Origin of the sequence: Campylobacter sp. BCW_6871, from assembly GCF_001762325.1 — a bacterium.
Classification (GTDB): Bacteria; Campylobacterota; Campylobacteria; order Campylobacterales; family Campylobacteraceae; genus Campylobacter_D; species Campylobacter_D jejuni.
Genome location: NZ_MJWQ01000025.1, coordinates 1 through 22677, shown reverse-complemented (window position 1 = coordinate 22677; position 22677 = coordinate 1). Strand labels below are relative to the sequence as shown.

The 22677-nt window shown below is 29.8% G+C and carries 23 protein-coding genes and 1 pseudogene; 12 read left to right on the top strand and 12 right to left on the bottom strand.

Going from position 1 to position 22677, the window contains the following annotated elements:
* Positions 1-1086, top strand: a 1086-nt coding sequence (locus AJ930_RS02550; protein WP_070274797.1) for a Cj0814 family flagellar-dependent secreted protein, incomplete at its 5' end; no start/stop codon positions are given.
* On the opposite strand, the gene AJ930_RS02545 is transcribed toward AJ930_RS02550, so the two are convergent.
* The 7 genes from AJ930_RS02545 to bamA are packed head-to-tail and all read right to left on the bottom strand — an operon-like array spanning position 1083 to position 7590.
* Positions 1083-2000 carry a tRNA dihydrouridine synthase gene (locus AJ930_RS02545; RefSeq protein ID WP_044779385.1) on the bottom strand — a complete coding sequence of 306 codons (918 nt, stop codon included), beginning with the start codon at positions 1998-2000 and terminating at the stop codon, positions 1083-1085. The two genes, AJ930_RS02550 and AJ930_RS02545, sit on opposite strands and share 4 nt — an antisense overlap.
* Positions 1997-2983: a hypothetical protein gene (locus tag AJ930_RS02540; RefSeq protein ID WP_002860951.1), complete on the bottom strand. Its 987-nt coding sequence runs from the start codon at positions 2981-2983 to the stop codon at positions 1997-1999. Before AJ930_RS02540 ends, AJ930_RS02545 begins: the two co-directional genes overlap by 4 nt.
* Positions 2973-3335, bottom strand: coding sequence for a molecular chaperone DnaK suppressor DksA (gene dksA / locus AJ930_RS02535; RefSeq protein ID WP_002857406.1), 363 nt, complete (start codon positions 3333-3335; stop codon positions 2973-2975). The genes AJ930_RS02540 and dksA overlap by 11 nt, the downstream gene beginning before the upstream one ends.
* An 11-nt stretch (positions 3336-3346) precedes the next feature.
* Positions 3347-3796: a 23S rRNA (pseudouridine(1915)-N(3))-methyltransferase RlmH gene (locus AJ930_RS02530; protein WP_002860952.1), complete on the bottom strand. Its 450-nt coding sequence runs from the start codon at positions 3794-3796 to the stop codon at positions 3347-3349.
* 1 nt (position 3797) lies between these two features.
* Positions 3798-4640 (bottom strand): acetyl-CoA carboxylase, carboxyltransferase subunit beta, encoded by an 843-nt coding sequence (gene accD / locus AJ930_RS02525; protein ID WP_002860953.1) that lies wholly within the window; start codon positions 4638-4640, stop codon positions 3798-3800.
* Positions 4641-4648: 8 nt separating this feature from the next.
* A complete protein-coding gene (locus AJ930_RS02520) occupies positions 4649-5371 on the bottom strand; it encodes an inositol monophosphatase family protein (RefSeq protein ID WP_002860954.1) in 723 nt (240 codons plus the stop codon).
* The gene (gene bamA, locus AJ930_RS02515; RefSeq protein ID WP_032603272.1) at positions 5371-7590 is read right to left on the bottom strand and encodes an outer membrane protein assembly factor BamA; all 2220 of its coding nucleotides are present in this window, start codon (positions 7588-7590) and stop codon (positions 5371-5373) included. The genes AJ930_RS02520 and bamA overlap by 1 nt, the downstream gene beginning before the upstream one ends.
* 76 nt (positions 7591-7666) lie before the next feature.
* On the opposite strand from bamA, the gene AJ930_RS02510 reads away from it, so the two are divergent.
* From AJ930_RS02510 to rimP, 9 genes are all read left to right on the top strand, one after another.
* Complete coding sequence (locus tag AJ930_RS02510) at positions 7667-8494, top strand: prephenate dehydrogenase (RefSeq protein WP_002860956.1); 828 nt, start codon at positions 7667-7669, stop codon at positions 8492-8494.
* Between the two features lie 79 nt (positions 8495-8573).
* Complete coding sequence (locus tag AJ930_RS02505; RefSeq protein WP_002860957.1) at positions 8574-9947, top strand: M23 family metallopeptidase; 1374 nt, start codon at positions 8574-8576, stop codon at positions 9945-9947.
* Entirely contained in the window at positions 9947-10831 is an 885-nt protein-coding gene (gene lpxC, locus AJ930_RS02500) for a UDP-3-O-acyl-N-acetylglucosamine deacetylase (RefSeq protein WP_002851689.1), read from the top strand. The genes AJ930_RS02505 and lpxC overlap by 1 nt, the downstream gene beginning before the upstream one ends.
* A gap of 38 nt (positions 10832-10869) precedes the next feature.
* Positions 10870-11271 carry a tRNA threonylcarbamoyladenosine biosynthesis protein TsaB gene (locus AJ930_RS02495; RefSeq protein ID WP_002851789.1) on the top strand — a complete coding sequence of 134 codons (402 nt, stop codon included), beginning with the start codon at positions 10870-10872 and terminating at the stop codon, positions 11269-11271.
* Between the two features lie 8 nt (positions 11272-11279).
* A complete protein-coding gene (thrB, locus tag AJ930_RS02490; protein ID WP_002857455.1) occupies positions 11280-12158 on the top strand; it encodes a homoserine kinase in 879 nt (292 codons plus the stop codon).
* Positions 12159-12182: 24 nt separating this feature from the next.
* Positions 12183-12440: a DUF448 domain-containing protein gene (locus tag AJ930_RS02485; RefSeq protein ID WP_083263150.1), complete on the top strand. Its 258-nt coding sequence runs from the start codon at positions 12183-12185 to the stop codon at positions 12438-12440.
* On the top strand, positions 12427-15039 hold the full coding sequence (gene infB / locus AJ930_RS02480) for a translation initiation factor IF-2 (protein ID WP_002860958.1): 2613 nt from the start codon (positions 12427-12429) through the stop codon (positions 15037-15039). The genes AJ930_RS02485 and infB overlap by 14 nt, the downstream gene beginning before the upstream one ends.
* Positions 15036-15398, top strand: a complete 363-nt coding sequence (gene rbfA, locus AJ930_RS02475) for a 30S ribosome-binding factor RbfA (RefSeq protein WP_002860959.1) — start codon at positions 15036-15038, stop codon at positions 15396-15398. Before infB ends, rbfA begins: the two co-directional genes overlap by 4 nt.
* Positions 15388-15810 carry a ribosome maturation factor RimP gene (gene rimP, locus AJ930_RS02470; RefSeq protein WP_002860960.1) on the top strand — a complete coding sequence of 141 codons (423 nt, stop codon included), beginning with the start codon at positions 15388-15390 and terminating at the stop codon, positions 15808-15810. The genes rbfA and rimP overlap by 11 nt, the downstream gene beginning before the upstream one ends.
* A 9-nt stretch (positions 15811-15819) precedes the next feature.
* Here the strand turns inward: rimP and AJ930_RS02465 are convergent, their stop codons facing one another.
* Entirely contained in the window at positions 15820-16806 is a 987-nt protein-coding gene (locus AJ930_RS02465; protein WP_002860961.1) for a hypothetical protein, read from the bottom strand.
* Positions 16793-17758 carry a DNA cytosine methyltransferase gene (locus AJ930_RS02460; RefSeq protein WP_002860962.1) on the bottom strand — a complete coding sequence of 322 codons (966 nt, stop codon included), beginning with the start codon at positions 17756-17758 and terminating at the stop codon, positions 16793-16795. The genes AJ930_RS02465 and AJ930_RS02460 overlap by 14 nt, the downstream gene beginning before the upstream one ends.
* A gap of 78 nt (positions 17759-17836) precedes the next feature.
* On the opposite strand from AJ930_RS02460, the pseudogene AJ930_RS02455 reads away from it, so the two are divergent.
* A pseudogene (locus AJ930_RS02455) lies at positions 17837-18289 on the top strand (5-methylcytosine restriction system specificity protein McrC); the annotation flags it as partial.
* Here AJ930_RS02455 and AJ930_RS02450 read toward each other — a convergent pair.
* From AJ930_RS02450 to AJ930_RS02440, 3 genes are read right to left on the bottom strand one after another with little or no spacing between them, the layout of a single operon-like run.
* Complete coding sequence (locus AJ930_RS02450) at positions 18278-19081, bottom strand: metal ABC transporter permease (protein WP_070274795.1); 804 nt, start codon at positions 19079-19081, stop codon at positions 18278-18280. The pseudogene AJ930_RS02455 and the gene AJ930_RS02450 sit on opposite strands and share 12 nt — an antisense overlap.
* Positions 19074-19928, bottom strand: coding sequence for an ABC transporter ATP-binding protein (locus AJ930_RS02445; RefSeq protein ID WP_070274794.1), 855 nt, complete (start codon positions 19926-19928; stop codon positions 19074-19076). The genes AJ930_RS02450 and AJ930_RS02445 overlap by 8 nt, the downstream gene beginning before the upstream one ends.
* A 12-nt stretch (positions 19929-19940) precedes the next feature.
* On the bottom strand, positions 19941-20831 hold the full coding sequence (locus AJ930_RS02440) for a metal ABC transporter solute-binding protein, Zn/Mn family (RefSeq protein WP_070274793.1): 891 nt from the start codon (positions 20829-20831) through the stop codon (positions 19941-19943).
* A 236-nt stretch (positions 20832-21067) separates the two neighbouring features.
* Between AJ930_RS02440 and AJ930_RS02435 the strand changes: the two genes are divergently transcribed.
* A partial coding sequence (locus tag AJ930_RS02435) for a methyl-accepting chemotaxis protein (RefSeq protein WP_070274792.1) occupies positions 21068-22677 on the top strand: 1610 nt, incomplete at its 3' end.

The window sequence follows — 22677 nt, the reverse complement described above, 5'->3', positions numbered from 1 at the left end:
AATAACACTAATTTTAGTATAAGTAGTAAGACAAATTCTCCTAATTATGATATATCAAGTGAATTTAAAAACTCTATTTATACTCTAAAATATAAACAAGCAGATATAAGTAATACTTCTACTAATACAGCCTATGGTTATAGTGTAGATAAAGATGGTTATATGGGAAGTGATTTTAATAAAGCTGCAGGACTTCCTGAAGATTTTAAGATACATAAATCTACTTTGGACGAGATATATAGGTATAATACAGATTTTAATGCTCATACAGCTAATTATTTAGGAGTAAGCAGTTATTATTCTAATATAGATATGGCAAATACTATAAAACAATATTATAACAAATTTGATGAGATATTAAATCACACTTTTAACAATGCGAATAAAACAAGTTTTACCGAAGTAGATTTAAATAGTTTACCTAAGGGTGTAAGTATGTCAGTAGGAGATTTTGATTTTGCTTCACCTTTAAATTTGGAAAGTAAAACTATAACAAATTATTACAACACCCAAGAACAATACAATGAAATAGAGCAATTAGGAATATTAGGACATATCAATACAGGCTTGCAACCATTAAATTTCACTCCACAAAGTATGCAAACTCAAAATACATCAAACAAATATATTTTTAATCCTGATATGTCAGTTTATCCACAAAATGAAGATGGAAGTTATTCTAAAGAAGCTTTATTTATGAGTTTTTTAAAATCAACAGGTGCTGATGTTTTAAAAGGTGGCAATACCACAATGAATCCTATAGTTAAATCTTTCAAAGAAGCTATGGCTAAAGAAAGCTTTGATGGATCATTAGCTTCCTTAGATGACATTATGACAGGCAAAGTTGATTTTGCAAGTTTATTAAAAGGTTATGCACAAGAGGGTTGGCTTGATGCAGATATATATGCAATGGAAAAAGGAGTTGCTTGGCAAAATGCAATCATAGGTTATGGTGGAGCTTTGTTTGATAATCAGTTTAATCAAGCAAAAGCTAATGGCTGGAAAGCAAGCAGTGAAAGTATCAATTCTTATGTTGGATCTATAATGGATAGATTAAATAATCTTATAAGACAAACTAGGGTTTAGAAAAAATTTTCGATTTTTTCTTGCATTATCTTAGCATCATTGATACGATTGACTTCATCTCTAAAGGCTGAAGCGTCTTTATGCCCTTTAGAATACTCGTGTAAATGCTTGCGAAATATACTTACACCTTGATCTTTGTAGTGTTTTATCATTTCATCAAAATGAGTGAGTATGATTTCTTTTTTGAGTTTTTCATCTACACTTTTACCGCTTTTGATTTCATAAAATATCCAAGGATTTCCTACGCTTGCACGCCCTATCATGAGTCCATCACATTTTGTGATTTTATAAACTTCTTTAGCGTTTTGTGCGTTAATATCGCCATTTGCAATCACAGGAATTTTCACGCTCGCTTTAGCATTGGCAATGGATTCATAATCGGCTTTTCCGCTATAAAGCTGTTTTCTTGTGCGTCCATGAATACTTACAAAATCCACCCCCAAGCTTTCACAAATTTTAGCCATTTTTTCAGGATATTTTTCATTAAATCCTAGTCGAAATTTTACACTTGTAAGGTTTTTTTTATTGTTTTCTTTAATTACTCCTACAAGATTTTTAAAAAGCTCTAAATTTTCTAGCAAAGCACTGCCAGCACATTGTTTAACAACTTTATTTACAGGGCAACCGCAATTAAAATCAATCCCATCTACAAAATCCATTTCATTTAGCATTTGCACTGCTTTTTTTAGCACTTCTTTATCTCCACCTGCAATTTGGACTATATAAGGATTTTCTAATTCAGCTCTTTCTAGCATATGTAGAGTTTTAGAACTTTCATAAACTAAAGCATTAGAACTTATCATTTCGCTTATGGTAATATCAGCACCAAATTTTTTTACTACATTACGAAAAGGCAGATCTGAAAAACCTGCCATAGGAGCTAAAAATAAAGGTTTTTTGCTAAAATCTATCATTGTATGAGTTGGTTTAGATTGATTTTGATATTTTTTTCACGCAAGGCTAAAAAGGCCTTAAAATCATTAAATTTCTTATCATCATTGTGAATTTGCTCTCTTAACTCATCTAAAAGTCCAAATTCAGCTAAAAGATATAAATGTGCTCTTAAAGCTTCGCTTTTTTCATTTTTAATTTTGTTAAAAATTCCTAAAATAGCATCAGGATTTAAAAGTTTAGTACTTAGTTTTGCTGCGTTAAGATAGTCTTTTTCGCTTAGTATATTGTGTGAAAGTAAAACTTCGTATTCTGCTGCACTAAGTTCTAAATTTCCTTCTTTAAAACGCTTGATAAGTGTGAGAACTTCAGAAGGCTTTTTAGGGATTTTTACATTTTTAATTTGTTCATAACTAGCTTTTTCTATAAGAGTATTAAAAGCAATTTCTTCAAATTCATCTTTGATTTCATTAAGGTTTTTAAGTTTGCTATAGGCATAATTTGCATCGTTTTTGAGATGATTTTTTTCATTTTGCAAATATAAAACATTGTTATTTTCGAGTTTAAATTTACTAAGGTTAAAAAATTCGTTTTTATTTAAACCATCAATAAGATCTAAAATTTCATTGATTTTATTTGAGTGTGGAATTTTTTCATGTGTTTTTATGGTTTTAAAAAGTTGTGCTACAGCTCTAAATTCTTTTGTTTGAAAAGTGGTTTTAAGATCTTTTTCAAGGAGTAAATCTTGAGTATAAGCTTCAAATTTAGCTGCATCTTTAAAAAAATGCTTAAATTTTAAATAACGCAAAAATCCATAAAATGCTATGTGTAAAACGGCTAAAATCATATAAACAAATAAAGGAATAACAAGCCATATCATAATAGGTAGTTCAAAGGTATAAGTGCTGATATTTAGAGTATAGCTTCCTAGTTCTAGATGCCAAGCAAAGGCAAAAATAAGTGCTATATAAATAAAACTTGCAAGTAAAAAGAGTTTAATTTTCATGTTTTTTTCCTTGTTCTGCAATTTGACGGCAAGTGATACAATATCTTGCGTGAGGTTTGACTTTTAGTCTTTGAGAGTCGATTTCATCATCACAAGATTCGCAAATTCCATAAGTGCCGTTTTTGATTTTATCTAAAGAATTTTCGATTTCTATAAGTTCTTCTTTGAGATTGGTGCTGATAGTAAAGTCAATTTGAGAGCCTGTTTCTATGACAGAAAAATCTACACTATCGCTTGGGACGCTATTGTGAAGAGCTTCGATTTCATTTGAATTGCTTTGCAAATTTTCTAAGATGGTTTTTTTTCTTTCTTCTAAAATATTTTTGAAATTTTGTATTTCATTTTTTTTCATTTTAAAACTTTCTATTTGTGATAAGGGTGATTGTTGTTGATGCAAAATGCACGATAAATTTGTTCTAAAAGTAAGGTTTTAACAAATTGATGTGCTAAAGTAAGTTTGCTTAATGATAGTCTAAAATCCAAACTTTGATTAAATTCTTCTCTTAAACCATAAGCACCGCCTATAAAAAAACTTAATTCATTTTTATCTTGGATGAGTTTTGCAAATTCTATACTTGTAAGTTCTTTCCCTTTTTCATCAAGAGCGATACAATAGCCTTTTTTATAAGGCATAAAAGCTTCTTCATAGCTTTTTTTTGCTTCTATGGCATTTAAATTTTGAGCTAAGGCTATTTTTTTATTAAAAAAATTTATTTCTTTTAAAGTGGCGTATTTAGAAATAAGTTTAGAGTATTTCTCACTCCAAGTTTTAAATTCATCACTTTTTTGAATACAAAAGATATTAACTTGCAAATTATTTTCCACTAAAAAATTTTAGTACATCGCTAAGATATTGTTTTTGTTCTCCTCTTTCAACTATGGCATCTATAAGTCCATGTTCTAACAAGAACTCTGCTTTTTGAAAACCTTCAGGTAAATCTGTTCCTATAGTTTGTTTAATAACTCTTGCACCAGCAAAACCTACTAAAGCTTCAGGTTCAGCGATGATTAAATCTCCAAGCCAAGCAAAAGAAGCACTTACTCCGCCCATAGTAGGATCAGTTAAAATGCTAATATAAGGAAGTTTTTCTTTGCTAAGAAGTTTAAGTGCGGCGCTAGTTTTGCTCATTTGCATCAAAGAATAAGTACTTTCTTGCATTCTAGCTCCACCGCTTGCACTTACGATGACAAGAGGAGTTTTGCTTGTGATGGCTCTTTGTACAGCTCTAACGATTTTTTCTCCTTCAACAGAACCTAAAGATCCACCCATAAAAGAAAAATCAAATACAACAAGTTGGGTTTTTAAACCATTGATTTCACATTCTCCACTAATAACAGAACTTTTTCTACCTGTTTTACTTTCACCTTCGCTAAGGCGTTTTTTATAAGATTTGCTATCAACAAATTTTAAAGGATCTATAGCCTCTAAATTTGCATCATACTCAATAAAACTGCCTTCATCGCTTAAAAGTTTAATACGTTCATCAGCTGAAATTCTCATGTGATAATTGCATTTAGGGCAAACATTAAAACAAGATTCTATTTCTTTATAATACATCAAAGCATGACAACTTTGGCATTTTACCCAGTGATTTGGAGCTTCTTTAACGCTAGGTTGTTGTCTTCTTATTTTTGAAAAAATATCTGCAAAATTCATATATTCACCTAATTATTTTTTAAAAATTCTAAGATTATATCAAAAATTTTCTTGTCTTGGCTTAGGAGAAGGAAATTTTCATTTTTTTCTATATATAAATTTTGATGAATTGTTAAAGCAGCTACTGTATCAAAAATTCGTGTTTTTCCAAGAATTAATACAAAACTAAAATACGAAGCATAAGCGAGACTTAAGGCTGTTGCGCCCAAAGAGCGAAATTTTAATTGATTTTTTGTTAAAAAATCGAGAAGTTCTGGATAAAGTGAAATTTTTTCAACTATACCTATTTTAGAAAATAGATTAGGTGTTAAGGGTGAGTATTTTGGATCGGAAAGATTAGATTTAAAAGCTTGATTGTTATTAAAAGCAAAAATTTCTTGACTGACAAGATTGCAAACAAAAGCGCTTTTTGCCTGATCTTTTTCTATGAGAGCTATAGAAGTTCCATAAAATGGTATTTTAGAAACAAAATTTGAACTTCCATCCAAAGGATCAAGAATCATTTGTTTTGGGTTATCTTTCCCGATCAAGCCACTTTCTTCAGAAAAAATTTGCCCAAAACAACTAAGATATTTTATGAAAATTTGTTCACATTTTAAGTCAAGCTCATAGCCTTGATTTTCATCATAGCCTAATTTAGAGCAAAGTTTAAGATCATTTTGTGGGATATTGTTTAGATACTTACGTATTTGCAAATTTGCATTCAAGCAAGCATCTAAAAATTCTTTCATTAAAAGCGTGTTCCAAGATTAAATTCAAAACTGTTAGTATCATCACCTTTTTTATCATTAAGAGGTTTGGCAAATACAAGTTGTAAAGGTCCAATTGGTGTAATCCATTCAATGCCTATACCTGTACTCATTCTTTTTATTTCATCTAAATTTTTGCGTCCTATCATACCATAATCAAAAAACACGCTACCACGAAGTTTAATTCTATCAATCAAAGGAAAACTAAGTTCTACGGAATTGGCAAAAGCTATGGTTCCTCCCACTTCATCTCCCCATTGGTTTTTAGGGCTTACTGTTCTGCTTTCAAAACCGCGTATCGATCTAATACCACCTAAATAAATTCTTTGGTTAATTGGTAAATAACCTTCATTCCATACTTTATAAAAGCTTGCTTTGTAGCGATAAATAAGATCATATCCTATATAGTCTTGCAAACCTTGATAAAAGTTAAATTTAGAGCTTGATGAAATAAATTCTTGATCTCCGCCAAGTCCAGCGTATTCTAAACTAGTTGAAGCAATGATACCTGATCGTGGCAGATAATAATCATCTGTATTGTTAAAGGTGATTGCTGGAGTTATAGAGCTTTTAATACTTTTGCCAAGTTCATATCCTGTTCTTAAAAGAGTTGGACTTAAGTGATAAATATCGCTTTGTTCAAGATTATAAGTTAAGCTTACATTATAGTATCTTGCAAATTGGCGTCCAACTGTTATATCAAAGCCGTAATTTTTTTCTGAATAATTATCCCATTCATAGTCATTTGAATAAAGTGTTCCACCTAGGCTATATTGACTATCAAGAACGCGTGGATTTATGAGACTAATCCTTCCTGATAAGGTATCATCGCTTTTATCTACGCTTACAGAGCTTTTTATCCCTGAACCAAAAATATTTGTATCTGATAAAGAAGCATTAAGTAAAATACCATCGCTTGATCCATAGCCAATGCCTCCAGAAATAGCTCCTGTAGAAGCTTCTTTAACATCAACAATCAAATCAATATGTGTATCGTCAACTTTTTCTTCTTTGATATTCACATCGTCAAAATAAGAAGTTCTTTTTAAAGCATTTTTTGACTCGCTTAAGTCTGTTCTATTGTATAAATTACCTTCTGTTATATATAATTCTCGGCGTATGACGCGATCTACAGTGCGTGAATTTCCTGAAATAATAACATTTCTTATATAAACTTTATCATGAGGGATTACTTTAAATACAACAGTAGCTTCTTGAGTTTGATCATTTTTTTGAATATCAGGATAGACTTCTACAAACGCATAACCTAAATCAGCACTTTGTGTTTCTATGGTTTTAACATCTTTTCTAATGTCTTCAATATTGATAGTTTTGCCAGCGCTTGATCTTAAATCTTTTACGGTTTGTGCATTTTGTTTATCATCAAATAAAGGATTTTCTATGTTTATACTTTTAATTTTATAAGGCTTTCCTTCTTTGATAAAATAAGTCAAATTTGCTTGATAAGTATCTGTGTAGGTTTTAAGATAAGGAGGAGATACTTGAACATCTAAATATCCTTTTTTCATGTACTCATCAGCAATTCTTGAACTATCATTGCTAAGCTCAAAAACTTTTAATTTTCCATCATTGCGTCCCCACATCCAACCCATAAATTCTTTTTCTTTATTGACAATTGAAGGTTCTATATCAGAATATGAAAATTTCTTGGCTCCACTTAAATGAACATTATCAATAATGATATTTTCACCACGATTTACTATAAATTCAAGCTCTAACCCATCGGTATTTTCTAAAGTCTTTTTTTTGTATTCTACAATAGTATCAAAATAACTTTTTGCTTCATAATAAGCTTTAATGCGTTCAATAGCTTCTTTTATACTTCCTTCATCAAGTAGCGTACCTCTTTTAATCCCTAAAATACTTTCAACTTGTTTTCTATCATTTGAAGCTATACCTGTTATACTAACCTTTGCTATAGTTGGTTTTTCAGTAACTATAATTTCCAAAATTCCATTGTTGTTTTCAACTGAAATATTTTCGAAATAATTTTGTTTATAAAGATTAAGAATAGCAGTGTTGATTTTTGCAGGATCTATTTCTTCTCCTATTTTAAGCCCTGTAATATTTATGGCACTTGTATTTGATAAGTGGTTTAATCCGATAAATTTAATATCCTTAATGGTTGCTGCATTGGCTATAGCAACTAAAGCACAAATACTAATAAGATGTTTTTTCATTGATTTTTTACCTAAAGCTTTATTAAAAGCTGTATAATAGCAAAAAAAATTTAACAAAAAAACTAAGGTAAAAAGTATGAAAATAGCAATTATAGGGCTTGGGCTTATGGGTGGATCTTTAGGGCTTTGTTTGAAAGAAAATAAGCTTATTTCTTGTGTTTATGGTATGGATTTAAGTAAAGAAAATGAAAAAGATGCCCTGCGATTAGGTCTTATTCATGAGCTTATAGAATTTAAAGATTTAGCTTTATGTGATATGATTTTTGTCGCAACTCCTGTTAATGCTATTATAGAAATTTTGCAAAAGTTAGTTGATTTGCCTTCTAATGTAACAATTATAGAGCTTGGAAGTACAAAAAGAAAAATTATAGAAAGTTTGCCTAAGAATTTAATCAAACAAACTCTTTTTGCTCATCCTATGACAGGAACTGAAAATTCAGGTCCAAAAGCGGCTTTTAAAGAGCTTTATAAAGATGCAGTTTGTGTTCTTTGTGATAGTGAAATAGCTGATGACTTGCATCAAAAAAGAGCAGTAGAAATTTTTTCTCATTTAGGGATGAAAATTGTTTTTATGGATAGTAAAGCCCATGATCATCATGCTGCTATTATTTCTCATTTGCCTCATGTTATAAGTTTTTCTTTGGCAAATTTTGTAATGAAAGAAGAGGATAAAAGAAATATTGTTCATTTAGCTGGAGGATCTTTTAAAGGTATGAGCAGAATTGCCAAATCATCGCCACAAATGTGGGAAAGTATTTTTTTACAAAATAAAGATAACTTATTAAGTTCTATTGATTTTTTTCAACAAGAATTAGAGAGATGTAAACAAATGATACAATTAGACAAAAATGATGAATTAAGAGAATGGATGAAACAGGCTAATACTCTAAGAGAAATTTTATAAATTTGCTAGATATTTACTGAAAATATAATAGAATTTATACTAAAAACAACAAAAACATTGAAAATTTTTAAGGAAGGTTATGGCAAAAAGAAAAGGCAAAACTTATTTATCTGTTTTAATTTTAGTTTTAATAGCAATTTTGATTTTTTTTATTTCAAGATTAAGTATTTTTGAAAAAAATCCTCCTCAAATTTTAATGCCAGATGTTGTATATACTGATCTTAAAAAACCTATTTTAGTGCATGTTAAAGATGATGAAAGTTCTATCAAAAATGTACAAATTATATTGCATAAAGACGACAATACTAGTGCAATGGTTATAGCAGATGAAAAGATTTCTAATTTAAAAGATATTACCTTACAAGTTGCTTTGCCAAAATTTGGTTACAAAGAAAATGTAAAATCTTTTGTTTTGGAGGTGATAGCTAAAGATTCTAGTTTTTGGAATTTTTTTAGTGGCAATGAAGCAAGAAAACAAATTGCGGTATTAGTAGATAATACGGCTCCAAAAATCAATATCATAAGCAATTCTTACCAAATCGAGCAAGGCGGTGCTGGGGCAGTTGTTTTTAAGGCCGATGATGCTAATTTAGATAAGGTGTATATAGAAACAAATAAAGGTAAAATCTTTAAAGTTACACCTTATGTAAAAGAAGGGTATTATGCGGCTTTGATTGCTTGGGATGCAAGGGATGAGGAATTTCGCGCATTTGTTATCGCTACGGATAAAGCGGGAAATATTTCAAAAGAACGTATAAGGTATTATTTTGTTAATCGTAAATATCGTGTTTCAAATATCAATCTAACGGATAAATTTTTAGATGGAAAGATTGAGAATTTAGCCAATCAATACGCTCCAAAAGATAATAATCTCAATCGTTATGAAAAATTTAAGTTTGTCAATGAAACTTTAAGAAATAGTAATGAAGAGCTTATCCATGAAATCACTTCAAAAGTACCTGAGGAAAAAATTGATAATTTTGATTTGAATTTATTTTTACCTCTTAAAAATGGTATGAAAGTAGCGGATTTTGCTGATCATAGGTATTATTCTTATAATGGGCAATTTGTGAGTGATTCTTATCATATGGGGCTTGATCTAGCAAGCGTAGCACAAGCTTCTATCATAAGCAATAACGCAGGCAAGGTTGTTTTTGCTGCTGAAAATGGAATTTATGGTTTAAATTTAATTGTTTATCATGGTTTTGGAGTATATAGTCTTTATGGGCACTGTTCTTCTAAAAATGTTGATTTAGATGAAATGATTAATAAACAAAGCATTATAGGTAAAACAGGAACAAGTGGTTTAGCCTTAGGTGATCATTTGCATTTTGGAGTTTTGGTTCAAGGAGTTGAAACGCGTCCTGAACAATGGCAAGATAAAAAATGGATAGAAAATAATATTTACAATGTTTTAAATGATGGTAAAAAGATAATTTTAGGAAAAAATTAATGAAACAATTAACTTTAGCAAAAACTGTCAAAGGTGTAGGTATAGGACTTCATAAGGGTGAACCCATAGAAATTACTTTAGAGCCTTTAGAAGCAAATAGTGGTATAGTATTTTTTAGAAGCGATCTTAATGCAAGTTATAAGGCAAGTCCTGAAAATGTGATCAATACTCAAATGGCAACTGTTTTAGGAGATGAAAGGGGGTTTATTTCTACAATAGAGCATTTAATGAGTGCGATTAATGCTTATGGAATCGATAATGTACGCATTGTTTTAAATGCAAACGAAGCTCCTGTTATGGATGGATCAAGTATTAGTTTTTGTATGATGCTTGATGAAGCAGGGGTAAAAGAACTTGATGCGCCTAAAAAAATTATGGTAATTAAAAAGCCTATAGAAGTAAGAGATGGTAATAAATTTGTGCGTTTAACTCCTACTAAAGAACCCCGTATTAACTATACGATTAAATTTGACAATGCTGTTATAGGTGAACAAAGTTACAATTTTGAATTCAGCAAAAAAAATTATATAGAAAACATAGCAAGAGCTAGAACTTTTGGTTTTTTAAAAGATGTTCAAGCCCTTAGGAGTATGAATTTAGCACTAGGTGGAAGTTTAGAAAATACTATAGTGGTAGATGAAAATCGTATTTTAAATCCTGAGGGTTTGCGTTTCAAAGATGAGTTTGTAAGACATAAAATTTTAGATGCAATTGGAGATTTAACCTTACTTGGATATCGTGTTTTTGGAGATTATACTTCATATGCTGGGAGTCATCATTTAAATCATTTGCTTACTAAAGAAGTTTTAAAAGATAAAGATGCTTATGAAATTGTAAGCCTTGAAAAAACAACCCAAAAAGCTTATGAAAAGGTATTTGCATAAAAACCTCTCTTTTGCTTAATGCTTTATCTAAGCCTTTAATGATCGGAATTTATCAAGATGATAAACTTATAAAAACTTATAAAAGTGAAGAAAAAGCAAGCGAATTTTTACCAAAAATTTTAGATGAATTGCTTAAAGAATATGATTTTACAAGTTTAATTTATGCTAATGGTCCAGGTTCTTATATGGGGATTAAAATTTCTTATGTAAGTTTGAGTACTTTAAGTATAGTGAAAAATATTCCTTTATTTGCGGTGAGTGCTTTTGAATTAAATGGCTATAAACCTATAAGCGCAAATAAAAACTTTTGTTTTGTATATAAGGAGGGTGAAATTTGTTTAGAGCAAAATATCCCAGCAGAGTTTTTTTTACCAAAAAATTTACAAGAGCTTAAACTAAATAATGATAATCTTCCCTTTTATTTTTTAGATGCAATTTAGGATGAAATTTGAAAATTTTAGTTCCCGCTACGAGTGCGAATTTAGGGCCAGGTTTTGATTGTTTAGGACTTAGTTTAAAGCTTTTTAATGAAACTCAAATCCAAAAATCAGGTGTTTTTAGCATTAGTATTGGAGGTGAGGGCAGTGATAATATTTTTCTTAAAAAAAACAATATATTTGTAAATATTTTTTATGAAATTTATGAAAAACTAAGCGGAAAAAAAGATAATTTTCGTTTTATTTTTCAAAATAACATTCCTCTTTCAAGAGGGTTAGGAAGCTCTTCAGCTGTGATTGTTGGAGCTATTGCCAGTGCTTATTATATGAGTGGATTTAAGGTAGAAAAAGAACGTATTTTAGATGAAGCTTTAATTTATGAAAACCATCCAGATAATATCGCTCCAGCTACTCTTGGTGGTTTTGTGTGTTCTTTGGTTGAAAAAAATAAAGTTTATAGCATCAAAAAAGAGATTGATAAAGATTTAGCTGCTGTGGTTGTGATCCCAAATTTGGCAATGAGCACGGAACAATCACGCCAAGCTTTGGCCAAAAATTTAAGTTTTAATGATGCGGTTTTCAATCTTTCTCATGCTTCATTTTTAACCGCTTGTTTTTTGGAGAAAAAATATGAATTTTTAAAATTTGCAAGTCAAGATAAGCTCCATGAAATCAATCGTATGAAAAACTTACCCGAGCTTTTTGAAGTGCAAAAATTTGCCTTAGAAAATAAAGCTTTAATGAGTACGCTTTCAGGTTCGGGATCGAGCTTTTTTTCTTTAGCTTTTAAAGATGATGCTTTAGCTTTGGCAAAGAAAATGCAAACAAAATTTAAAGATTTTCGTGTGCAATATTTAGAATTTGATGATAATGGCTTTGAAATTTGCTAAAAAATATAAAAAAAAGATATAATTTTGAAAAAACATATACCAATTAGAATGTGCATAGTGTGTAAAAACCGCTTTGAGCAAAATATGTTATTTAGATTTAAAGTTGTTTTAGGAGATATTGTGCCTAAAACAGAACATGGAAGAAGCGGATATTTATGTCAAAATTGTATTGAGAAAGAAGATAAAATCTTACAAAAAGCATTTTCTAAAATATGTAAAAATTTAAATACTAAAATTACTCAGCAAGGACTTAAGGAGATATTTTTAAATGGCAAAGATTAGAATTCATGAAATCGCAAAAGAATTAGGTTATGATAGTAAGGAAATTATTGAAAAGGCAAATGAATTAGGACTTGGAATTAAAACAGCATCAAATGCTGTAGAACCTGAGATCGCAGCAGCTATTTATGAGTATATACAAACAAGAGAAATTCCAGAAGCTTTTAAGAAAAATATCAAAACTTCTACGGCAAAAAAGCCTAAAAAAGAAAATATAAAAGAACAAGAAAAGCTAAATGAATCTGAAAAAAAAGAACCTAAAAAAGAAGAAAAGCTTAAACAAGAAGTTAAAAAAGAAGAATTAAAAGTTGAAAAAGAAAATGCAAAAGAAGAAAAACAAGAAATTATTGATGCTCATAAGCCACAAAGCCTTGCTAGTGCAACTTTAGCCAAAAGACGCGGACTTGTTATTGTTAAAAAGAAAAAAGACGAAGAAGAAATTCAAGTTAAAAAAGAAGAAGTAAAAAATTCAAATGATATATCTATCAATAATGAAGAGCGCTTAAGTTTAAAAACCATGTTTTCAAATGCTGATGAGAGTTTGAAGAAAAAGAAAAAAGAAAAAAAATCTTTTGTCGCGAGTAAAAAAGAAAGTACCGAAAAAATGAATTTTTTAGATGAACATGATTTTGGTGATATTTCTTTAGATGATGAAGATGAGGTAGTGTTACCTGATTTTAGTGTAAAAGAACAAGAAAAACCACAAAATATCAATAAAAAACAACCTAATTTTATAAGACAAGCTGTTGGAAATTCTGCGGGTTTTGGACTTGAAGGTGGAATTCAAAGAAGAAGTCGTAAAAAACCACCCAAAAAGATTGAAAAAAAGGAAGTAGAAGAAGTAAGTAGCGTTGCTATTTCTAAAGAAATTCGTGTGTATGAATTCGCTGATAAGATAGGAAGAAGCACTAGTGAAGTGATTTCAAAACTTTTCATGCTTGGAATGATGACAACAAAAAATGATTTCTTAGATGAAGATGCGATTGAAATTTTGGCTGCTGAATTTGGTATAGAGATCAATATCATTAACGAGGCTGATGAGTTTGATTATGTAAAAGACTATGAAGAAGAGACTGATGAAAAAGATTTAGTGACTAGAGCACCTGTGATCACTATCATGGGGCATGTTGATCATGGTAAAACTTCTTTGCTAGATTATATTAGAAAATCACGCGTTGCAAGTGGTGAAGCAGGGGGTATTACTCAGCATGTGGGTGCTTATATGGTAGAAAAAAATGGGCGTAAAATTACTTTTATTGATACTCCAGGTCACGAAGCTTTTACTGCTATGCGTGCAAGGGGTGCAAGTATCACTGATATTGTAATCATCGTTGTAGCCGCAGATGATGGGGTAAAACCACAAACCAAAGAAGCGATAAATCATGCTAAGGCAGCAGGTGTGCCTATTATTATTGCTATTAACAAAATGGATAAAGAAGCAGCAAATCCTGATATGGTAAAAACTCAACTCGCAGAAATGGAAATCATGCCAGTAGAATGGGGTGGATCTTATGAATTTGTAGGGGTTTCGGCTAAAACAGGAATGGGGATTGAAGATTTGCTTGAGATCGTGCTTTTACAAGCTGATATTTTAGAGCTTAAAGCCAATCCAAAAAGTTTTGCTAAAGCAAGTATTATAGAAAGTTCTGTGCAAAAAGGGCGTGGTGCGGTAGCTACTATCATCGTGCAAAATGGAACACTTACTGTAGGAAGTACTGTGGTTGCAGGTGAGGCTTATGGAAAAGTGCGTGCGATGAGTGATGATCAAGGTAAAGCCTTAAAAGAAATCAAACCAGGCGAATGTGGGGTTATCGTAGGGCTTAGCGAAGTAGCAGATGCAGGTGAAATTTTAATCGCAGTAAAAACCGATAAAGAAGCAAGAGAATACGCTAATAAACGCCACGAATACAATCGCCAAAAAGAACTTAGTAAATCTACTAAAGTTAGCATTGATGAGCTTGGAGCTAAGATCAAAGAAGGTAATCTAAAAGCCTTGCCTGTTATTTTAAAAGCTGATGTGCAAGGATCTTTAGAAGCCTTAAAAGCAAGTTTAGAAAAACTTAGAAATGATGAAATTAAAGTGAATATCATTCATAGTGGGGTAGGTGGAATCACACAAAGTGATATAGAGCTTGCAAGTGCGAGTGAAAACTCTATAGTACTAGGTTTTAACATACGCCCAACAGGAGAAGTTAAAGAGCGCGCTAAAGATAAAGGCGTAGAAATTAAAACCTATAATGTGATTTATAATCTTTTAGACGATGTAAAAGCCTTGCTTGGTGGTATGATGAGTCCGATTATTTCTGAAGAGCAATTAGGACAAGCAGAGATTAGACAAGTGATCAATGTACCAAAAATCGGACAAATCGCAGGTTGTATGGTAACTGAAGGGGTGATTAATCGTGGAGCTAAAATTCGCCTTATCCGTGATGGAGTTGTGGTTTATGAAGGAAATGTAAGCTCGCTTAAACGCTTTAAAGATGATGCTAAAGAAGTGGCAAAAGGCTATGAGTGTGGCGTAGGTATAGAAGGGTGTGATGATATGAGAGTGGGTGATTATATAGAAAGCTATAAAGAAGTAGAGGAACAAGCAAGTCTATGAACCCAAGTGAGATTAAAAAACTACGCACTGAAAGTATCTTAAAAGAGCTGATCCCTGAAGCTTTAGCAAATTTAGATGATGAAAATTTGAAAAATTTGTGTGTAGTGGATGTAGAGTGTAAAAAAGGCAGATACGATGCTTTTGTGTATCTTGATAAGATGTTTTTTAATGTTCATGAGCAAGAAAAAATTTTATCTTCTTTAAAAAAGGCAAGTAGAGCTTTGCAAAATTACTGCATGAGTGAGCAGGGCTGGTATAGGTGTCCGAATTTTCACTTTAAATTTGATGATAGGCTTGAGTATCAAAACCATATGGATGGACTTTTTGAAAAAATAAAAAAGGATAAAAATGAATCTTGAAGCCCTTTGCAAAGAAGCAGGACTTAGTTTTTATGATGATGAGCTAGTAAGTGAAAATGGCAGAAAAATTTATAGAATTTATGTGCAAAAAGAAGGCGGGGTAAATCTTGATGATTGTGCAAGGCTTAGTGAAATTTTATCGCCTATTTTTGATGTAGAACCACCTGTAAATGGAGAATATTTTTTAGAAGTATCTTCACCAGGACTTGAAAGAAAGCTTAGTAAGATAGAACATTTTGCTAAAAGTATAGGTGAACTTGTGAAGATCACAGCCAATGAAAAAGAAAAATTCGAAGCAAAAATCATTGCTGTAGATGATGAAAATATCACTTTAGAAAATTTAGAAAATAAAGAAAAAACTACTATAAATTTTAATGATATAAAAAAAGCTAGAACCTTTGTGGAGTGGTAAAGTTAAAAATTATAATGTTTCTAGCAATTCTAATGTAAGTTGCGATGAACCAAATACCCCATCTATATTTTGTAGAAATTTGTTTTGTTCATATATTTCATCTGATACAATTAAATATACTCCATAATTACGAATAGTTTTAGCTTTTTCTTCTCCTAAATCTAGTCCTAAAGTTATTTCAATCATAACATTTATCTTGCTCATTTGGCTTGTTTTTATAAATTGTTTATATCTTTCTCTTAAAGTTCTTTTTGCTCCTATTCCATATGATTTTCCATTAAAATTAAAGAAGAAATCAAATTCTGTAGAGCTATCGTTTTCATCATGCTTTTTGGTTATTGTTTCCTGATTTATTCCTATAGATTGTAATTTTTGTAGTATTCTATTTTCATAATTATTACCACTATAACTTATGATAGATTGATTAATACTTTCATTGAAAATAAGCATAAAAATTTGATTTGGTTCTAAACCATGTTTTCTTAATTCTTGAGAAAGTTGACAAATGCTTAAAAAATATTCTTTATTTATATTATCATGAAAGAATTGATTATTGTCTATATGATTAAAAAATGTTAATGCCAATAAAGCTCCATTAACTCTAGTTGAATATGGATTATATATTGTTATTTTATCATATTCTAAAGATAATGGATCTAATTTTGATAATAACTCAATATTGCTCATTTGTTTTATTTTAGCTAATTCTAGTAAGAAATTTTTAATTGAGTAAATTTTTAAAGCAAATATAAATACATTAAAATCTATAATATTTCTAATTTCGTAAATAATTTGTTCTAAATAACTCCACTGGTTTATACCGTTTTTAGTATTTAAATTAATATATTGTTTTAGTTCATATAAAGAATTTTTATTTTTTGATATGTGAGATAAAATGTTTATTATCTGTATATCTGAAAAATTAATTTTAACTAGATATTTCATAAAAAAGTAAAATTTTAAATTAATATCAAATTTTTCATCATTTATTGACATTATATAACTCCCTGTGAATTAATTTAGCAATATTTTCAATTACAGGAATAGCTACACTATTACCAAATTGTTTATAGCTTTGATTATCGCTTGTTGTTATTTTAAAACTATTAGGAAAGCCTTGTAATCTAGCAGCTTCTCTTGGAGTAAGCTTTCTTGGATTTTTATTTTTTTGTTCAATTAATATTTCAGAACCATCTTTATAATATCTAGCGCTAATAGTGCTAGTATAATCTGAATTATGATTAAATAGAGAATAACCAAATCCATTACCTTTTTTTTTGTGTTCTAATTTTCTACGTTGATGACCAGCCCATAATTTATCTGAGATAGTATATTTTTCATCTACATTTTTTTCTAAAATGTCTCCTAGCTTGGATTTTATTTCGATATTTTTTAACTCATTAAAGTTAAATGATATATTTTTAAATTTATTTTTTAAAAAAGCTACAATATATATTCTTTCTCTATTTTGTGGTATTCCAAAATTTCTAGCATTTAATACTTCTGAAAAAACATCATAGCCCATATCTTCTAAAGTATTTTTTACAACAGAAAAAGTCTTTCCTTTGTCATGATTTTTGAAGCCTTTAACATTTTCCAAAAAAACAATTTCTGGCTTGTGTTTTTTGACTATGCGTGCAACATCAAAAAATAATGTTCCTCTAATATCATTAAAGCCTTTCCTATGCCCAGCAATAGAAAAAGCTTGACATGGAAATCCTGCTAATAATATATTGTGTTTTGGAATATTATTTTCATTTATTTGTGTTATATCTCCATGTGGTAGCTCATTAAAATTGCAAAAATATGTTTGACAAGCAAATTTATCTATCTCTGAAGAAAAAACAAATTCTAATTTTTCTTGAAATATATTTTTAAAGCCTATACGTATTCCGCCAATTCCGGCAAATAAATCAATAGCTTTTAATTTTTTTGTGTTATTAACCATATTATCCTTGTATGTTTACAATAATAATTAAGGTGTATATTATACTATGTTAAAACTAAAAAAAGATTAATTAAGATATCAATTGCTTTGCTTTTTCCTATGGAGAAAATTTTTGAAGATTATGTAGCTTATATGCTAAAAAAAGTAAATCCAACTCAAGATATTAAAGTTCAAAACAATGGAAAGTATTTAATCTCAAAAAATGATGAAAATTGTTTCATGTTAAAGCCTGATTTATATATAGAAAATAAAACGATCCTAGATACCAAATGGAAAATTCCAAATGATAGTGAAGATGATAAAAAACAGGGTATAGAACAAAGCGATTTGTATCAAATGTTTGCTTATGCTTGCAAATTTAAAATTTATGATATTAAACTTGTGTATCCTTTATGTGAAAAAACTCAAGATTTACAAAGAAAAATCGCAGAAAAATTTTTTGTTTTTAAGGCAAGCGAACATTTGTATTTTAAAGAACAAGGGCAAAAAGATATAAAAGTGCAAGTGTTATTCGCACCTTTACCTTTTTAAAAATTTTCCTATCAAATGCACTAAAAAACCAAAACAAGCTACAGCTATGATGCAAGCACCGCTTGAGAGATTAAGATAATAGCTAAGTATAAGTCCTAAAATACAAAAAATCATACTTAAAAAACTTGCCAAAATCATGATAAAGCCAAGTCTTTTAGTGAAATTTTCAGCAATAAAGCTTGGGATACTAAGTAAAGCCATAACCAAAATAAGCCCTACAAGGCGTATAGAAATAACTATACAAAAAGCCATAAGGGCGATTAAAAGATAATGAAAAAAACTTGTATTGATACCACGAACTTTTGCAAATTCCGCATCAAAGCTTAATGCTTCAAATTGTCTATAAAATAAAAAGATCAAAAGTACCACCACGCTATCAACCAAAGCCATAAGCCATAAATCTTGCGTTCCTACAGCTAAAATGCTCCCAAAAAGATAAGCCATTAAATCTGTGTTATAACTAGGGCTTAAATCGATTAAAATAATCCCAACAGCCATTCCAAAAGCCCAGATTACAGCGATAATACTATCGCTTCTGTGTTCATAGTGTTTAGCTAAAAAAGCTACTAAAAAAGCCAAAAATAAAGTAAATATTCCCGTGCTTAATAAAATAGGTAAAGAGAAATAAAAAGCTATACCTATACCACCAAAAGCCCCATGTGTTATACCTCCAGCCATAGAAAAAAGGCGATTTATCATCACCAAAGTACCTATGATCCCACAAGCTATACTGACTAAAATCGCTCCTAGTAAAGCGTTTTGAAAAAAGGTGAAATTTAAAATTTCAAGCATTATTTTCCTTTGAAAATTTTAAACAAAAATTTTCTTTTTTAAATTCTGTTTTTTTCAAATTTCTTCTTGTAAATTCTTGTTCGCATAGTTTTTTACTATCGCAATTTTCTTCATCGCAAAAACAAGTATTTAAACTCATTTCTACATCACAAAAATGAGAGTGGTTTTCGTATAAGTGTTTTAAAAATAAACTTTTTTCTTTTTCTTTAGTGTTGGTATGCAAGAAAAGTTCTTTGTTTAAATGTGCAATTTTATTGCTATAAGCTAATACAAGGTTGATATCGTGACAAATGAGTAAAATTCCCATACCTTTTTGGTGCAAGGAGCTTAGAAGTTCAAAAATTTGTATAGCAGACTTGTTATCAACGCTTGCGGTAGGTTCATCTAAAATAAGCATCTTACATTCACTAGCTAAGGCTCTTGCGATAAAAACACGTTGTCTTTGTCCCCCGCTTAGAGAATCAATTGTTTTGTTCCAAAATTTTTCCATTCCTACGCTTCTTAAAGCTTGCATAGCTTTTTCTTTATCTTTTTTCCCATAAAAACCAAAAATTTTTTTACTTACAAGTCCCATAAGAACGATTTCAAGTACTCTTGGACAAAAATTAGGATTGGCTAGAGTGTGTTGAGGAACATAGCCTATTTCTTTTCTTTGAAGAGCTTTGAAATGGATTTTATTTTTGGATTTTAAAAGTCCTAAGATAAGTTTTACGAGTGTTGATTTTCCTGCACCATTTGGACCTATGATAGAGAGAAAGTCTTTATTGTCGTAGCTAAGATTGATGTTTTTTAAGATGATTTCATTATCATAAGCGTAGTTTAGATTAGAAATTTCAAAAAAAAGCATCAAAAAGCCTGATTATAAATTATGAGAAAAGGCATCAGCAGTTTTTAAAAGCTCGTTTTCCCAATCATAAGATAAATGATCTATTTTGTAAATTTTTGCATCACATTCTTTAGCAAGTGTTTTTGCTGCATTTTCAGGGAAACCATTTTGAACAAAAATGACTTTTAAATTTTTATCTTTCATTAGAGTGATAAGTTTTTGCAAATCTTTGCTTTTTGGTTCTTTGCCTAAAATTTCTACAGGAATTTGCGTAAGATTATAGCGTTTTGCAAAATATGTCCAAGAAGGATGATAAACTACAAATTCTCTATTTTTTAATTTTTCTAATTTTGAGGCAATTTGTAAATTTAAACTATCTAATTCTGCTAAAAATTTATCTAAATTTTGTTTATATAAATTTTTATTTTGTGGATATTTTTGAATTAAGGTGTCATAAATATTTAAAGCCATAGTTTGGACTAAAATAGGATCTAGCCAAGTATGAGGATCAAAATACTCATGTTCGTGGTGTTCATGCTCATGAGAGTGTTCGTGTGTATCATGAGTTTGAATCAAAGCTATGTTTTTTTGCATATTTACAACTTGAAGTTTTGGAAAATTTTGTTTAAATTTATCCGTAAAAACTTTTTCAAATTCTAAGCCTATGGTGAAATAAATATCACTTTTTTCAAGTTTTTTCATAGTGCTTGGTTTAAATTCAAAATTATGCTCATTGCTATTTGGAGGTAAGATAACATTGACATCTAGAGTATTTGCGGCTATTTTTTTAACAAAAAATGCTTGAGGTGCTATACTGACACTAACTAAATTGCTGTTATTATTTTGATCTTGTTCGAAGTTTTTAGCTTGCGTGAAAGTATAAAATATCCCTAAAGATAAGATAAATAATATAATTTTTTTCAAAATATTTCCTTTGATATAAATTTTTTTAAATTATAACGATATTAAGCTTAATACATAGAATTTTCGAAGCGATATTACTTTAAATAAAAATAATAAATATAAATTAATTTAATATTAATTAAATTAATTTTTTATAACTTTTAAATTTAAGTAAAAATTTAAATTTTTTAATTTATAATTATAAAACTTTATGTAAATATCCCTATAAAATAATATTAGAAAGGAGCGCTTAAATTATGAAAAGCGTAAAATTGAAGGTTTCACTGATTGCAAATTTAATCGCAGTAGTGTGTTTGATAATTTTAGGTGTTGTAACATTTATATTTGTAAAGCAAGCAATTTTTCATGAAGTTGTGAATGCTGAAATAAATTATGTTAAAACGGCTAAAAATTCTATGGAGTCTTTTAAGGCAAGAAATTCTTTAGCTCTTGAAAGTTTGGCTAAAAGTATTTTAAAGCATCCTGTAGAACAGTTAGATAGTCAAGATGCTTTAATGCATTATGTTGGAAAAGATTTAAAGAATTTTAGAGATGCTGGAAGATTCTTAGCAGTTTATATTGCTCAACCAAGTGGCGAACTTGTTGTAAGCGATCCAGACTCTGATGCTAAAAATTTAGATTTTGGAACTTATGGAAAAGCTGATAATTATGATGCTAGAACAAGAGAATATTATATAGAAGCAGTTAAAACAAATAAACTTTATATTACCCCATCTTATATTGATGTAACTACAAATTTACCTTGCTTTACATATTCTATTCCGCTTTATAAAGATGGTAAATTTATAGGAGTTTTGGCCGTAGATGTTCTTGCAGCAGATTTGCAAGCTGAATTTGAAAATTTACCAGGTAGAACTTTTGTATTTGATGAAGAAAATAAAGTATTTGTTTCTACAGACAAAGCTCTTTTACAACAAGGTTATGATATTAGTGCAATTGCAAATCTTGCAAAAACCAAGAAAGATTTTGAACCTTTTGAGTATACTAGACCAAAAGATAATAGTGAAAGATTTGCTGTGTGTGCAAAAGTTTCTGGAATTTATACTGCTTGCGTTGGAGAACCAGTAGAACAAATAGAAGCTCCAGTTTATAAAATTGCATTTATACAAACTGCGATTGTTATTTTTACAAGTATTATTAGCGTCATCCTCCTTTATTTCATCGTATCAAAATATCTCTCTCCACTTGCAGCTATCCAAACAGGTTTGACTTCATTCTTTGACTTCATCAACCATAAAACAAAAAATGTTTCTACTATAGAAGTAAAAAGCAATGATGAATTTGGACAAATCTCAAGTGCTATCAACGAAAACATCCTTGCTACTAAAAAAGGTTTAGAACAAGACAATCAAGCTGTTAAAGAATCAGTTCAAACCGTATCAGTTGTAGAAGGTGGTAATCTAACAGCAAGAATTACTGCTAATCCAAGAAACCCACAACTTATTGAACTTAAAAATGTTCTAAATAAACTTCTTGATGTTTTACAAGCTAGAGTAGGTTCTGATATGAATGTTATTCATAAAATATTTGAAGAATACAAAAGCTTAGATTTTAGAAATAAAATCTCTAATGCTTCAGGAAGTGTTGAATTAACTACTAATGCTTTAGGCGATGAAATAGTTAAAATGCTAAAACAAAGTTCAGACTTTGCTAATGCTTTAGCTAATGAAAGTGGAAAATTACAAACTGCTGTTCAAAGCTTAACCACTTCTTCAAATTCTCAAGCTCAATCTTTAGAAGAAACTGCAGCAGCTTTAGAAGAGATCACTTCTTCTATGCAAAATGTTTCAGTTAAAACTAGTGATGTTATCACTCAATCTGAAGAGATTAAAAATGTTACAGGTAT

Coding starts and splice junctions, on each gene's coding strand:
- AJ930_RS02545 (WP_044779385.1), bottom strand. CDS start 2,000: ATGATAGATTTTAGCAAAAAACCTTTATTTTTAGCTCCTATGGCAGGT.
- AJ930_RS02540 (WP_002860951.1), bottom strand. CDS start 2,983: ATGAAAATTAAACTCTTTTTACTTGCAAGTTTTATTTATATAGCACTT.
- dksA (WP_002857406.1), bottom strand. CDS start 3,335: ATGAAAAAAAATGAAATACAAAATTTCAAAAATATTTTAGAAGAAAGA.
- accD (WP_002860953.1), bottom strand. CDS start 4,640: ATGAATTTTGCAGATATTTTTTCAAAAATAAGAAGACAACAACCTAGC.
- AJ930_RS02520 (WP_002860954.1), bottom strand. CDS start 5,371: ATGAAAGAATTTTTAGATGCTTGCTTGAATGCAAATTTGCAAATACGT.
- bamA (WP_032603272.1), bottom strand. CDS start 7,590: ATGAAAAAACATCTTATTAGTATTTGTGCTTTAGTTGCTATAGCCAAT.
- AJ930_RS02510 (WP_002860956.1), top strand. CDS start 7,667: ATGAAAATAGCAATTATAGGGCTTGGGCTTATGGGTGGATCTTTAGGG.
- AJ930_RS02505 (WP_002860957.1), top strand. CDS start 8,574: ATGGCAAAAAGAAAAGGCAAAACTTATTTATCTGTTTTAATTTTAGTT.
- lpxC (WP_002851689.1), top strand. CDS start 9,947: ATGAAACAATTAACTTTAGCAAAAACTGTCAAAGGTGTAGGTATAGGA.
- AJ930_RS02495 (WP_002851789.1), top strand. CDS start 10,870: ATGATCGGAATTTATCAAGATGATAAACTTATAAAAACTTATAAAAGT.
- infB (WP_002860958.1), top strand. CDS start 12,427: ATGGCAAAGATTAGAATTCATGAAATCGCAAAAGAATTAGGTTATGAT.
- rbfA (WP_002860959.1), top strand. CDS start 15,036: ATGAACCCAAGTGAGATTAAAAAACTACGCACTGAAAGTATCTTAAAA.
- rimP (WP_002860960.1), top strand. CDS start 15,388: ATGAATCTTGAAGCCCTTTGCAAAGAAGCAGGACTTAGTTTTTATGAT.
- AJ930_RS02465 (WP_002860961.1), bottom strand. CDS start 16,806: ATGTCAATAAATGATGAAAAATTTGATATTAATTTAAAATTTTACTTT.
- AJ930_RS02460 (WP_002860962.1), bottom strand. CDS start 17,758: ATGGTTAATAACACAAAAAAATTAAAAGCTATTGATTTATTTGCCGGA.
- AJ930_RS02450 (WP_070274795.1), bottom strand. CDS start 19,081: ATGCTTGAAATTTTAAATTTCACCTTTTTTCAAAACGCTTTACTAGGA.
- AJ930_RS02445 (WP_070274794.1), bottom strand. CDS start 19,928: ATGCTTTTTTTTGAAATTTCTAATCTAAACTACGCTTATGATAATGAA.